Here is a 14542-nt window from a genome sequence, read left to right as displayed (position 1 = left end):
TACGAAAGTGCACTGTGAGGCGCTTTACCGTATGGACGACATGAATAGCACCTTTAAATCAGTCCCGTGAGACTGGCAAGGTAACGTGAACGATACATCGTCTTTTTGCTGCGGCAAAATAGGACGGTGCATCCCGAGAGTAAACTTTCTTCAGCGCGCGCTGAAGTTCGGAGACTCCTTGCCAACGACACGGCAAGGAGTCTTTTTTGTTCTCCTCGTCACGGGGCCATGATCTGAAGGGAAATCCTGAGGAGGCTGAACGCATGAGCACAGAAACGCATGTCATTATGGATGAAACGGCGATCCGCCGCGCTTTGACACGGATTGCCCATGAGATTTTGGAAAAAAACAAAGGAATCGAAGGTTGTGTAGTTGTAGGCATTCGGACTCGCGGGGTATACCTCGCTGAACGCATTGCTGCCAAGATTGAGGAGATTGAGGGAACGAAGGTCCCCTGGGGAGAACTGGATGTGACCCCTTACCGCGATGACCGCTCGGATGAGAATAGAGCGCAGCGCAAGGAGGTCTTGAAGATGATTCCGGAGTCTCTGTCCATCCATGACAAAAAGGTCATTTTGTTCGACGATGTGCTGTATACCGGCCGCACCATTCGCGCAGCGATGGACGCCCTGATGGATTGCGGAAGGCCGCAGAACATCCAGCTGGCCGTACTCGCTGACCGCGGGCACCGGGAGCTTCCGATCCGCCCTGATTTCATCGGCAAAAACGTGCCGACGTCCAAATCGGAGGAGATCGAAGTGGCGTTGAAGGAAACGGATGGGCAGGACGAGGTCAAAATCATTCAGAACCGGGGGGAGCAAGCATGACGATTACGCAGCCAGCATTGAAGGACCGGAGTTTGCTTGGACTGAAGGATCTTGACCGGAGCGAGATCGAGTCGATTCTGAACCGGGCGGCGCACTGGGAGTCGCAGACGAACAAACTGGTGCCCGTACTGGAATCCCGATTCGTAGCCAACATGTTTTTCGAGAACAGCACGCGTACCCGCTTCTCGTTCGAAATGGCCGAGAAACGCTTGGGCGCCCAGGTGATGAACTTCACCGCAGCGGCATCCAGCGTGGAGAAGGGCGAATCGATCTACGATACGGTACGAACGCTGGAATCGATGGGCATCGACGCAGGCGTGATTCGGTTGAAACCGGCTGGCGTACTGCAGCAGCTGGCTCAAAAGGTAAATGTGCCGCTGGTTAATGCCGGAGACGGAAACAACGAACATCCGACGCAGGCGCTGCTGGATCTGTACACGATGCGCAAAACGTTCGGCGAGTTGAAAGGTTTGCGCGTATCGATTATCGGAGATATCCTTCACAGCCGGGTCGCCCGCTCAAACCTGTGGGCTTTGCAAAAATTCGGTGCGGACGTGCGCTTCTGCGCTCCGCAAACGATGCAGGCACCGGAACTGGCCGAGCACGCTCCATACGTAAGTCTGGAGGAAGCGCTGGATGCGGATGTCGTCATGATGCTGCGAGTGCAGCTGGAACGCCACCAACATGGTCTGATTACCTCGGCTGAGGATTATCGCGAACACTACGGATTGACGGAAGAACGGGCTGCCCGCCTGAAGCCGGGCACGATCATTATGCACCCTGCTCCTGTAAACCGGAACGTCGAAATCGACGATGCGGTGGTGGAGAGCGAGGCATCGCGGATTTTCCCGCAGATGGCCAATGGCGTACCGATCCGCATGGCGGTCATGGAACGCGCAATGAAGCTGTAACATCGGCAGGGGAATTGCCGGGAGGCGATGACGGACGTTCTTAGAGAGCAACGAGAGGGTACACGATAAAATATTCGCCTCGCTTGCCGAAAAGCGAGGCAGAATCGAAGCGGAGGAATATCATGATGCAAGTTATAAAAAACGCGAGCATGTTGAATCAACAAGGGGAATTGGAACGGAAAAGCATCATTATTAAAGAAGGAAAAATCGCGAAGATCGCTGATGTTGAAGATGCGGCGATCATGCAGGCGGAACGCGAAGCAGATGCAGTAACCGACGCTGCGGGCAAACTGGTCATTCCCGGCCTGATCGACATGCACGTCCATCTGCGCGAACCTGGATTCGAACATAAAGAGACGATCGAAACGGGAGCGCGCTCGGCGGCAAAAGGCGGATATACCACGATTGCTTGTATGCCGAACACCAAACCGGTTACCGATAATCCGGACACGGTGAAGCTGGTGTTGGATAAAGCGAAGGAAGCCGGATTGGTGAAGGTGCTGCCCTACGCTGCGATCACCAAAAACGAGCTCGGCCGCGAGCTTACCGATTTTGCTGCCCTGAAGGAAGCCGGAGCCATCGGATTTACCGATGATGGCGTAGGCGTGCAGAATGCCCAGATGATGAAGGACGCCATGACGCTTGCGGCAAGCATGGATATGCCTGTCATCGCTCACTGCGAAGACGACTCGCTGGTCGTGGGCGGATACGTTACGGAAGGCGAATTCTCGAAACGCCACGGCATCAAAGGCATTCCGAACGAGTCGGAAGCCATTCACGTCGGACGCGATATTTTGCTCGCTGAGGCAACCGGAGTACACTACCATGTCTGCCATGTCAGCACAGAGCAATCGGTAAGGCTGATTCGCCTGGCGAAGTCGATCGGCATTAACGTGACTGCGGAAGTATGCCCGCACCATCTGGTGCTGTCGGACGAAGATATCCCGGGCATGGACGCGAACTGGAAAATGAATCCGCCGCTGCGCTCGCCGCGCGACGTGCAAGCATGCATCGAAGGGCTGCTGGACGGCACGATCGACATGATCGTCACGGATCATGCGCCGCACAGCGAGGACGAGAAAGCCAAAGGCATGCAGCTTGCACCGTTCGGCATCGTTGGATTCGAGACGGCATTCCCGCTGCTGTACACCAAGTTTGTGGAGACGGGACTGTGGACCCTCGATTTCCTGGTGAAACGCATGACGGCCGATCCGGCACGGGTGTTCCGCTTGGATACGGGCAAACTGGAAGAGGGAGCTCCGGCGGATATCGCGATGATCGACCTGAGCGAAGAACAAGCGGTAGATCCCGCGACGTTTGCCACAAAGGGAAGAAACACGCCGTTTACGGGTTGGAAGCTGAAAGGCTGGCCGGTACAAACATGGGTAGACGGAAAAAGCGTGTGGAGCAGCGAAATTCAGCAATAACAAGCGGTTGAGTAACTCAAATCAAATCGAGGCTGATGTAAGCCGAGATTCGAATAGATAAGAGACAAAAAGCCGAAAGCATAAATTTGAATTTTGAGCGCCTGAAGTGGCACGCGGAATGGTCGAAAAAGACCTGGAGAAACGAAGTGTTCGCCTTTATCACCGGATTACAACCTCTGAGAAATAATTACAGTAATCCGGGGATAACAGCGATCGAAAGGTTTTTCGAACATGTAGCCCCCACGAAAGTAAGCTAAGTTCAACGGAAATGCATTTCGGCGGTATAACTAAAGAGGAGTGAAATGGGATGCAGGCACAGGCAAGATTATTGTTGGAAGACGGCACACTGTTCACCGGAAGAGCGTTCGGAGCTGAAGGGGAAACAACGGGTGAAGTCGTTTTTAATACGGGAATTACAGGCTACCAAGAGGTGCTGTCGGATCCTTCGTATTGCGGTCAAATTGTAACGATGACATATCCGCTGATCGGAAACTACGGCATTACGCGCGATGACTTCGAGTCGATTCGCCCGTTCGTGCACGGTTTTGTCGTGCGCCGTCATGAGCCGGTGCCTAGCAACTGGCGCGCGGAATACAGCCTGGACGATCTGTTGAAAGAGTACGGAATCGTAGGCATCAGCGACATCGATACACGCATGTTGACTCGCCGGATTCGCCACCAAGGCACGATGAAAGGAATTCTCACAACAGGATCGAAGCCTGTGGAAGAGTTGCTGGAAATGATGAAAGACACAAGCATCGCCGAACTGCGTAACCAAGTTCCCATGACCTCTACCAAACATGTTTACAGCAGCCCGGGCACGGCAGAACGGATCGTGCTGGTAGACTACGGCGCCAAAACGGGCATTCTGCGCGAGCTGAGCAAGCGCAACTGCGATGTGGTCGTTGTACCGCATGACGTGACTGCAGACGAGATTCGCCGTTTGAATCCGGACGGCATCCAGCTTTCCAACGGCCCTGGGGACCCGAAAGACGTGCCTCACGCCGTGAAAATGATTAGCGAACTGCTTGGCGAATATCCGATCTTCGGCATCTGCCTGGGTCACCAACTCTTCGCACTGGCAGCCGGGGCGGATACCGAGAAACTGAAATTCGGCCACCGCGGCGGAAACCATCCGGTCAAAGAGCTGGAAAGCGGACGCTGCTTCATCACCTCCCAGAACCATGGTTATACCGTGAATGAAGAGTCCGTCAAGAATACCGAGCTTGAAGTGACACATATCAACAACAATGACAAAACGATTGAAGGCCTGAAACATAAAACATTCCCGGCGTTCTCGGTTCAATACCATCCGGAGGCAGCGCCAGGACCTTACGATAACAGCTATCTGTTCGACCGTTTTATTGAAATGATCCGCGAACACAAAATCAACCATCCGCAGAAACCGCGTCAAGCTGTTTTGGCAGCCGCAGTGAAAGGAGCACAATAACATGCCACTTAACAAGGACCTCAAAAAAATTCTGGTGATCGGATCCGGTCCAATCGTCATCGGGCAAGCCGCCGAGTTCGACTATGCCGGCACGCAGGCTTGCCAGGCGCTGAAAGAAGAAGGCGTGGAAGTTGTACTCATCAACAGCAACCCGGCAACGATCATGACGGATACCAACATGGCGGATAAAGTATACATCGAGCCAATCACGTTGGATTTCGTTACGCAAATCATTCGCCAAGAGCGTCCCGACGGATTGCTGCCAACGCTGGGCGGCCAAACGGGCCTGAACATGGCGGTTGAGCTGGCGCGCGCAGGCGTGCTGGAACGCGAAAACGTGAAATTGCTCGGCACGCAGCTGACTTCCATCGAAAAAGCGGAAGACCGCGACCTGTTCCGCGATCTGATGCGCGAACTGGAGCAGCCCGTGCCGGAAAGCACTATCGTTACGACATTGCAGGAGTCGCTCGACTTTGCCAACGAAATCGGATATCCGATCATCGTGCGTCCGGCATATACGCTGGGCGGAACGGGCGGCGGCATCTGCGCCACGGAAGAAGAATTGCGCGAAACGGTGGCGGCAGGTCTGCGCTACAGTCCGATTGGACAGTGTCTGGTCGAGAAAAGCATCGCCGGCATGAAAGAAGTCGAGTATGAAGTTATGCGCGACCGCAACGATAACTGCATCGTGGTCTGCAACATGGAAAACTTCGACCCGGTAGGCGTGCATACGGGCGACAGCATCGTCGTGGCGCCAAGCCAAACGTTGTCGGACCGTGAATATCAAATGCTGCGTTCCGCTTCCCTGAAAATCATCCGTGCCTTGAACATCGAAGGCGGATGTAACGTACAGTTTGCCCTTGATCCGCATAGCTTCCAATACTATGTCATCGAGGTTAACCCGCGGGTAAGCCGTTCTTCGGCCCTGGCTTCCAAAGCAACCGGTTATCCAATCGCCAAAATGGCAGCCAAAATCGCCCTTGGATACACGCTGGACGAAATCGTTAACCCGGTAACGGGCCAAACCTATGCATGCTTCGAGCCGACGCTGGACTATATCGTCAGCAAAATTCCGCGCTGGCCGTTCGATAAATTCACTTCGGCGAACCGCAAACTGGGGACCCAAATGAAAGCGACCGGTGAAGTTATGGCCATCGGCCGGACTTTTGAAGAGTCGATGCACAAAGCGATCCGTTCCCTGGAAATCGGGGTGCACCGCATTTACTTGAAGGATGCAGAGACGTTGGACGACGAAACGTTGAAAACGCGTTTGGTCAAAGCCGACGATGAGCGCATGTTCCTCATTGCCGAAGCATTCCGCAGAGGATACAGCCTGCAGGAGCTGCAAGATCTGACCAAAATCGACTGGTGGTTCCTCGATAAGCTCGAAGGGCTTGTAAAATTCGAAGACCGCATCCGCGAAGAAGCCGAGTTGACTTCCGAAACGCTGTACCAAGCGAAACGTCTGGGCTTCACGGACCGCGCCATCGCCGAGCTGCGCGCACAAGGACAACCGGGAGGCTCCCTGACGGTTGAATCCGAAGTGAGAACGCGCCGCTTGGAAGAAAACCTGCGTCCGGTCTACAAAATGGTAGATACTTGCGCAGCCGAATTCGAAGCGACGACGCCATACTACTACTCCACGTACGAGACCGAAAATGAAGTGCTGCCTTCGGACAAGAAAAAAGTGGTGGTGCTCGGTTCCGGTCCAATCCGGATCGGTCAAGGCATCGAATTCGATTACTCGACGGTACACGCCGTATGGGCGCTGCAAAAAGCAGGTTACGAGGCAGTCATCATCAATAACAATCCGGAGACCGTATCGACGGATTTCAATACATCCGACCGTCTCTACTTCGAACCGCTGTTCTTCGAAGACGTCATGAACGTGATCGAGCAGGAGCAGCCGGTGGGCGTTATCGTGCAGTTCGGCGGCCAAACGGCGATCAACCTGGCGGCACCGCTGCGTGCAGCAGGCGTGACCATCCTTGGAACCGATCTGGAAAGCATCGACGAAGCGGAAGACCGCAAAAAATTCGAGCGTCTCTTGTCCCGTCTGGACATTGCTCAGCCTAAAGGAACGACGGTTACTTCGGTGGGTGAAGCCGTTGAAGCTGCCAAAGGCCTCGGATATCCGGTATTGGTGCGTCCATCTTATGTACTGGGCGGCCGCGCGATGGAGATCGTATACTCCGATACGGAACTGCTGACTTACATGGAGCAAGCGGTGAAAATCAATCCGGAGCATCCGGTGCTGATCGACCGTTACATGCTGGGCAAAGAGGTTGAGGTGGACGCCATTTGCGACGGAGAAACGGTGCTTGTACCGGGAATCATGGAGCACATCGAACGCGCAGGCGTTCACTCCGGCGACTCCATTGCGGTATATCCTCCGCAGCATCTGTCCGACGAGCTGAAAGCCAGCATCGTGGACATCACGATCAAAATCGCCAAAGAACTGAAAACGGTCGGTCTGGTCAATATTCAGTTTGTCATCCATGATGGCCAAGTATACGTGATCGAGGTAAACCCGCGTTCCTCCCGTACCGTGCCTTTCTTGAGCAAAGTAACGAACATTCCGATGGCGAACCTGGCAACGCAAGCCATCCTGGGCGTGAAATTGAAGGACCTCGGTTACCAAGACGGACTGTGGCCTGAGTCGGACCACGTATCGGTTAAAGTTCCGGTCTTCTCCTTTGCGAAACTGCGCCGCGTGGAGCCGACGCTCGGACCGGAAATGAAATCGACGGGCGAAGTCATGGGACGCGATCCGCAATATGCCAAAGCACTGTTCAAAGGACTGATCGGAGCGGGCATGAAAATCCCGGCGACCGGTGCCATCGTTGTAACGGTGTCGGACAAAGACAAGGACGAAGCGGTGTCCCTGATGAGCGGCTTCTACCGCCTCGGTTACAAAATCATTGCTACCGGAGGGACTGCCGCTGCGCTTGAAGCGGCGAATATTCCGGTAACGACCGTCAAAAAATTGAGCGAAGGATCGCCGAACATTCTCGACATGATCCGCAGCGGCGAAGCGAACTTTGTGTTCAACACGCTGACCAAAGGCAAAACGCCTGAGCGCGACGGATTCCGCATCCGCCGCGAAGCGGTAGAGAATGGCATCGTATGTATGACATCGCTGGATACGATTCGTGCCCTGCTGAGAATGCTGGAAACGATCAACTTCTCCTCCGAAGCCATGCCGGTTTTCGCCGATTAATTGAAGAACCTGCTGATGAAGGACATCAGCCAGCCTGCGGGCTGGCGGGATGTCCTTTATATCGGGCAAAAATCGATAAAATCAACGATGCGGAAGGAGCGGGATCAATGAATCACCCGAATTACGAAACGATGGCCGGCCGCCTGATGGTGGCACTGGATTATCCCGGGCCGGAACAAGCGAAGGGCTTGATCAAGGCACTGGAAGGCATTCCGTGTTATTTGAAGGTAGGCATGCAGCTGTTCTATGCGGCAGGACCGGAATTCATCCGGGAACTGAAGGCAAAAGGATACAAAGTATTTCTGGACGTCAAAATGCACGATATTCCGAATACCGTTCGCGGAGGTGCGGAAAGCATCACGCGCCTGGGCGTAGACATGTTCAACGTTCATGCTGCCGGAGGCGCAAGCATGATGCGCGCAGCGCGTGAAGGTGCGGAAGCCGCGCTGGCTGCGGACCCTGCCCTGCGCAGACCGGAAATCATTGCCGTGACCCAGCTGACGAGCACGAGCCAGACCGTCATGAATGATGAGATCGGCATTCCGGGTACCGTGGAAGGCACCGTGGTTCGTTATGCCGGACTGGCCAGCGAAGCAGGGCTTGACGGCGTAGTGGCATCGCCGCTCGAGGTGCCGGCCATTCGGGCGGCCTGCGGACCCGATTTCCATACCGTAACCCCTGGCATTCGCCCCGCGGGAAGCAGCCTGGGAGACCAGACGCGTGTGCTTACTCCGGGCGAGGCCATCGGGCGAGGCAGCCATTACATCGTTGTGGGCAGGCCGATTACGGGTGCTGCCGACCCGCGCGAAGCGGCAGAAACCATTTTGAAGGAGATGTTGAACGCATGATCGCACTATCCGAAATCCCGAACCATATTGCAGCACAGCTGTTGAAAATCAAAGCCGTGGCGCTGCGTCCGCAGCAGCCGTTTACTTGGACATCCGGCATCAAATCGCCGATCTATTGCGATAACCGCTTGACCATGTCTTATCCGGAGATTCGCGACGATATCGCGGAAGGTTTTGCGGCGATCATCCGCGAGCAGTATCCGGACGCTGAAGTGATCGCCGGAACGGCAACCGCAGGCATTCCGCATGCGGCATGGGTCGCGCAGAAGCTGAATCTGCCGATGGCTTACATTCGCGACAAAGCGAAAGGGCACGGCAAGGAAAACCTGATCGAAGGATTGATCTCCGAAGGGCAGAAGGTCGTTGTCATTGAAGACCTGATCTCCACGGGCGGAAGCTCTCTGAAAGCCGCCCAGGCTGTGAAGGAAGCAGGGGCGGAACCGCTGGCCGTGCTCGCCATTTTCAGCTATCAGCTGGATAAGGGCATCAAGGCGTTCGAAGAAGCGGGCGTTCCGCTTCAGACCCTGTCCAACTACACGGCGCTGATGGACGTGGCTTTGGCTCAGGGCACCATTCAGGAGAGCGACTTCGAGCTGCTCAAGGCATGGCGTGAAGATCCTACTTCATTTGGAAAATAATGAAACGTAAGTTCGGGAACGTTTTTCCCGCGCAACGGTTTCAAAATTGTAATAGTTGCAGCGCTGCAGCCGTTTTTGCGCTAAATTCACCAGGCATCTCCTTTAAGGGGATGCTTTTTTCGTTTTCGCATCAAAATATTAACTTTTTCGGCGAAACGTTGTAAAAAGCTTGTAACTTTTAGCCGATAGCAGTCGTTTATAATGCAGTGTAGTATGGAATAGATTTCTAGTTCAGGTTCTTACTGAAACAGGGACAGAGAGGATGAGCGTGATTGCTGGCATGAAGAAATTATTTTCCAAGATCAAACCAGCCAAAAGCCAATCAGGCGAAAAGAGTGCACTGAAGGGGGAAGAGCAGCATGATCAGGCCGAGTCGGGAGGCCAGGCATACATAACGGATTTACAGAAACCGACGGATCGTTCCGAATTCAATGGAGAGGACATAACTTCCGCTGAAGCCGAAGCTGAAGCTGCGGCGACTGCCGCTGTCTCTGAACCGAAAAAAACCAAGCCTGCCAAGAAAGCGCTGCTGCCTCCCTATGACGGCCCGGTGCTTGAGGTTCGCAACGTGCATCGCAGCTTCCAGACGGGAAGCCGCATCATTCACGTGCTTAAAGGCATTGACATGGAAGTCAGACCTCAGCAGCTCGTCATGCTGAAGGGACGTTCGGGTTCCGGCAAAACTACGCTGCTGAACATGCTGGGCGGACTGGATCAGCCATCGAGCGGGGAGATTTTGTTTTCCGGGCAGCCGCTGCAGGACTGGGGGGACCGAAGAAGGACCGCATTGCGGCGCAGGGAAATCGGTTTTATTTTTCAGGCTTATGCGCTGATGCCCTTGCTGTCGGCTTGGGAAAACGTGGAGTTATCGCTGCGCATGGCCGAAGTACCTCGTTCCGAATGGAAGGACCGGGTAGGCCATTGCTTGGATTTGGTTGGTTTGACCAAAAGGGCGAAGCATCGTCCTTTCGAAATGTCGGGAGGCGAGCAGCAGCGGGTGGCGATCGCAAAGGCGATTGCGCACAGGCCCAGGCTGCTGCTTGCGGATGAACCTACGGCCGAGCTGGATTCGAAGATGGGAGCACAGGTCATGGCCGTATTTCGCAACATTATAGAAGTAGAGCAGGTAACCATCTGCATGACAACACACGATCCTACAATTTTGGAGGTTGCGGACCATGTTTACGAAATGGCGGATGGCAGATTTCTCAAGTAAGGCTGCCGCTCCGAAAAAGGGGAAACGAACAGCGCTGATCCTGCTAGGGGCAATTGTCGCTGTATCCATGTCCGGCTGCTCTTTGCTGCCGGCCGAAAGCGAGGAGGAGGTGCTTCCTCCGATCACGCCGCCGACGATTTCCAAAAAGCCGGAATATGAGGTCCGGACGGAAACGCTGGAACGATCGGTGAGCGGCAGCGGCAAAATGATGAGCCAGCGCGAAGAAAAGGTATATTTCACGTTGGATGGCATGCATGTCAAGGAATTGAACGTCAAGCCCGGAGATAAGGTCAAGAAAGGGCAGCTGCTGGCCGAACTTGACGTTGCGAGCGTGGAGAAGGAAATTCGCTCGAAGAAGCTGCAGATCCGCAAAGCGGAAGTGCAGATGAAGGAAACGCTGCGCAAGAAGGACGAGATGGACCCGGTCGAGTTTGAGGAGGCCACCATTGCGTTCGAGGAACTTCGGCAGGAGCTGGCCGACCTGGAAGAACAGATCGGCAAAGCGACGCTGACCGCACCGTTTGCAGGCACGGTCATTGCGGTTCAGGTGGAAAAAGGGGCGGCCGTGAAGGCGTATGATCCGATTGCCACGATTGCGGATACGTCCAATCTCGTCGTGGCCGCGACGTTTGCGAAGGAAGACCTGGAGAAGATTTCGGTAGGCATGAAGTCCACGGTGGACATCAATGGCGCGGGCAAGGTGAACGGCAAGATCAAAGTGATGCCGGTAGCCCAAAGCGCCGACTCCGGAAACAACAACTCCGGCTCGGGCGAGGGCGGAACGCCGCCGGCCAAGGAAACGCTCGACAAGTACGTCATCGTTTCGCTCGCCAAAATGCCCAAAGGGGTTGAACGCGGAACGCCGCTGACCGTATCGATTGTGACAGAGCGGACCGAGAACGCCATCGTCATCCCGATATCTGCCCTGCGGTCCATCGGTTCACGAACCTACGTGCAGGTTGTGGAAAGTGACGGCAGCAAACGCGAGGTGGATGTTGAAGTCGGGCAGCAGACCTCCACGGACGTACAGATCGTCAAAGGGCTCACCGTAGGACAGAAAGTAGTGGGACGCTAATGGGGCTGCCATTGTTACGACTGTTGTTCCGCAAAATGTGGAATACCCGCTGGATGACGTTCAGCACGCTCGTTGGTTTGATCGTGGCGGTTGCGTTCACCGTCAGCATTCCGATGTATGCCGACGGGGCGCTGAAGCGGGTCGTAGCCCAAACGCTGCAGGATAACAGCGAAGGATTGCCTGCTGGTTCCTTGCTGATGAGTTATCAGGCGCCAGGGGGAACCAAGACGGACACCCTTGGGCTGGAGGAAGTGGATCGCTACATACGCGAGGATGTGCCTCGTGATGTCGGATTTCCGTTCAACACTTACGTGAACATTCGTTCCATTCGCGGTACGGAAGTGAGTCCCGAGGATCCGACGAAAGTGGATGCCAGCCGCTCGCGCAGCATGACAATCGGCACGATGAGCGGGCTGGACCAACAGGTGAATTATTCTGCCGGCATGAAGCCGGGCAATCAGGTCAAGGATGGCCTCATCGAAGCGGCGATGCTTGAAGAGGGCATGTACCGGAACGACCTTCACGTGGGAGACATACTCGAGTACCCGATATATAGCGGGCTCGATATTACGCTGCGCGTAAAAATTACGGGCTCCTTCAAACCGGATGACGAAACCAGCCCTTACTGGGTTCAGGGTTTCGACAGCATGATGAACGGGCTGTATGTGGACGAAGCCGCATTCAATGAAGTGTTGTTGAAGGAACAAGGCATCCCGCTTCAAAATTCGCGCTGGTATTATGCATTCGACCTGAAGGAAATCCAGACCAGCCAGCTGCCCGGTTTGACGTCCATGCTGGAACGGCTGGATATCGAGCTGTACCAACGCTTGAAGGACACCAAGGTTGACATTACCTTCGGCGATCTGCTCAAGCAGTTCCGCAGCCAAAGCCTGCAGCTGCAGACGATGCTGTTTACGCTTGCGGCACCGATGATCGCCATGGTGTTCTATTTTATCGCGATGAACGCCAGGCAGTCGCTGCAGAAGCAGGAAAGCGACATTGCCGTGCTGCGAAGCCGGGGGGCTTCTGCACGGCAAATCTTCTCGCTGTACCTGCTTGAAGGCATGTTCCTTGGCGTGATCGCGCTTGTGATCGGTCCCATGTTGGGATATTTCATGGCCAAAAGCATCGGGTCTGCCAGCGGATTCCTGTCTTTCGTGGACCGGAAATCCATCCCGATCGGCGTGTCCAAGGAAGCGATTTTGCTGGGCTTGGCAGCCGTGCTGGTTGCGATCATTGCTTCATTGATCCCGGCAATCACCTATGCCAGAGCAACGATCGTGTCAGCCAAACGCCGTCAGGCACGCACGGATCGTGCGCCGGTGTGGCAGCGATGGTTCCTGGACATTGCCCTGCTTGGGCTGGCGGGATACGGTTATTATTTGTTCTATGAACGGCAGATGCTTACGTTTCAAACAGGCATGACGACAGACCAGCTGCAGGTGCAGCCGTTTCTGTTCTTTGTGCCCGCACTGGCGATATTTGCCCTGGGGCTGTTCTTTCTGCGGTTGTTCCCGTGGATTCTCAAGCTGATTCAGCTGATCGGCCGCAAGCTGCTCCCGGTACCGTTGTACCTGACCCTGACTCAGCTCTCGCGTTCGTCGGCATCGTATTATCCGCTGATGATCCTGCTTGTGCTGACGCTGGGCCTCGGCGTGTACAACTCGGCTGCTGCCCGGACCATTGACCTGAACTCTACCGAACGGACGCTGTACCGCTATGGTACGGACGTGATCATGCAAACCGTATGGGAAGGAACGCCTGAAGTGAACCCTTCCGGCTCCGGTCCAAATGGAGGCGCCGGCGGCGGTGGAGGACAACAAGGCGGAGGCAGCGGAGGGCAGAACGGAGGCGGCGCTTCCGGCGGCAATGGTGCAGGAGGAGGCCAAGGCGGAGGAGGCGGTGGCGGTGGCGCTCAACAGCCGACCAAAGTGATATACTCCGAACCGCCATTTGAAGTGTTCCGCAGGCTGGATGGCGTTGAGGGCGCCGCCAGGGTGCTGCAAACGAAGGGCAATGTGATCGTTTCTGGCAAATCGGGAGGCCAGGGCATGCTGGTCGGCATCGACAACGTCGATTTTGCCAAGGTAGCCTGGTTCCGCAACGATCTCTTCCCGGCGCATCCGTACAAGTATCTCGATTTGCTCGGGAAGTATGAAGGCGCGGTTCTTGTATCCTCCAAGTTTGCGGACAAATACAAGCTCAAAACCGGGGACCTGGTATCGATCGGCGTTCAGGGGCAGGCCATCGAATTCGTTATTTTTGGCATTATCCCTTACTGGCCTGCCCAATACCCGGATCAGATGCCGTTCTTCATTGCGAATCTGGATTACATCTATGATCAGGTACCGCTGATTCCATATGAAGTTTGGCTGAAAATGGAACCTGATGCCAAGGTAGGCCCGTTGATGGAGAAGCTTGCAGCGGAAGGCATCGAATTGTCTTCTGTGCGCGACGTGCGCACCGAACTCGTAACCCAGGGCAAACATCCGTCCCGCGGCGGCGTTTTCGGCATTCTCAGTCTCGGTTTTCTCGTATCCGTCATCATATCCCTGATCGGATACATCCTGTATTGGTTCTTTAACCTGTCGGGACGCGTCGTGCAGTTCGGCGTCCTGCGGGCAATGGGGCTATCGCGGGCCCAGTTGAGCGGCATGCTGCTCCTGGAGCAGGTTTTCACCGCAGGGCTGTCCATCGCCCTAGGCATCGGCATCGGTCAAGTGGCGAGCCGATTGTTCCTGCCTTTCCTGCAAACGACCGACAACGTATCTGCGCAGGTTCCGCCTTTCCGCATCGTGTTTGAAGAGAGCGACATGCTCCAGCTGTATGGCGTGACGGTAGTCATGCTGATTATTGGAGCAAGCATGCTGCTCTGGCAGATTCGCAGGCTGCGCGTACATCAGGCGGTCAAAATGGGAGAGGAGAGGTAA

The 14542-nt window shown here is 55.1% G+C and carries 10 protein-coding genes; all 10 read left to right on the top strand.

Translation table 11 applies throughout. The features are described 5' to 3' along the window. The first annotated feature begins 263 nt into the window (after positions 1 to 263). Complete coding sequence (gene pyrR, locus RSX24_RS21005) at positions 264 to 827, top strand: bifunctional pyr operon transcriptional regulator/uracil phosphoribosyltransferase PyrR (RefSeq protein WP_339273831.1); 564 nt, start codon at positions 264 to 266, stop codon at positions 825 to 827. Continuing rightward, positions 824 to 1738, top strand: coding sequence for an aspartate carbamoyltransferase catalytic subunit (locus RSX24_RS21000; RefSeq protein ID WP_236416597.1), 915 nt, complete (start codon positions 824 to 826; stop codon positions 1736 to 1738). Before pyrR ends, RSX24_RS21000 begins: the two co-directional genes overlap by 4 nt. A 122-nt stretch (positions 1739 to 1860) precedes the next feature. Further along, positions 1861 to 3165, top strand: a complete 1305-nt coding sequence (gene pyrC, locus RSX24_RS20995) for a dihydroorotase (protein WP_236416596.1) — start codon at positions 1861 to 1863, stop codon at positions 3163 to 3165. 307 nt (positions 3166 to 3472) lie between these two features. After that, positions 3473 to 4615, top strand: a complete 1143-nt coding sequence (carA, locus tag RSX24_RS20990) for a glutamine-hydrolyzing carbamoyl-phosphate synthase small subunit (protein WP_236416595.1) — start codon at positions 3473 to 3475, stop codon at positions 4613 to 4615. Position 4616: 1 nt separating this feature from the next. After that, positions 4617 to 7835 (top strand): carbamoyl-phosphate synthase large subunit, encoded by a 3219-nt coding sequence (gene carB, locus RSX24_RS20985; protein ID WP_343261703.1) that lies wholly within the window; start codon positions 4617 to 4619, stop codon positions 7833 to 7835. 107 nt (positions 7836 to 7942) lie between these two features. Next, positions 7943 to 8683 carry an orotidine-5'-phosphate decarboxylase gene (gene pyrF, locus RSX24_RS20980; protein WP_343261702.1) on the top strand — a complete coding sequence of 247 codons (741 nt, stop codon included), beginning with the start codon at positions 7943 to 7945 and terminating at the stop codon, positions 8681 to 8683. Next, a complete protein-coding gene (pyrE, locus tag RSX24_RS20975; RefSeq protein ID WP_236416593.1) occupies positions 8680 to 9321 on the top strand; it encodes an orotate phosphoribosyltransferase in 642 nt (213 codons plus the stop codon). Before pyrF ends, pyrE begins: the two co-directional genes overlap by 4 nt. A gap of 262 nt (positions 9322 to 9583) precedes the next feature. Beyond that, positions 9584 to 10537 (top strand): ABC transporter ATP-binding protein, encoded by a 954-nt coding sequence (locus RSX24_RS20970; RefSeq protein WP_343261701.1) that lies wholly within the window; start codon positions 9584 to 9586, stop codon positions 10535 to 10537. Continuing rightward, positions 10500 to 11612 carry an efflux RND transporter periplasmic adaptor subunit gene (locus RSX24_RS20965; RefSeq protein ID WP_236416591.1) on the top strand — a complete coding sequence of 371 codons (1113 nt, stop codon included), beginning with the start codon at positions 10500 to 10502 and terminating at the stop codon, positions 11610 to 11612. Before RSX24_RS20970 ends, RSX24_RS20965 begins: the two co-directional genes overlap by 38 nt. Continuing rightward, complete coding sequence (locus RSX24_RS20960; protein WP_339273825.1) at positions 11612 to 14542, top strand: ABC transporter permease; 2931 nt, start codon at positions 11612 to 11614, stop codon at positions 14540 to 14542. Before RSX24_RS20965 ends, RSX24_RS20960 begins: the two co-directional genes overlap by 1 nt.

Source organism: Paenibacillus hubeiensis (genome assembly GCF_032334105.1).
Lineage (GTDB): Bacteria > Bacillota > Bacilli > Paenibacillales > Paenibacillaceae > Paenibacillus > Paenibacillus hubeiensis.
The sequence above is the reverse complement of the archived record's forward strand: the minus strand, read 5'-3'. Positions and strand labels throughout refer to the sequence as shown.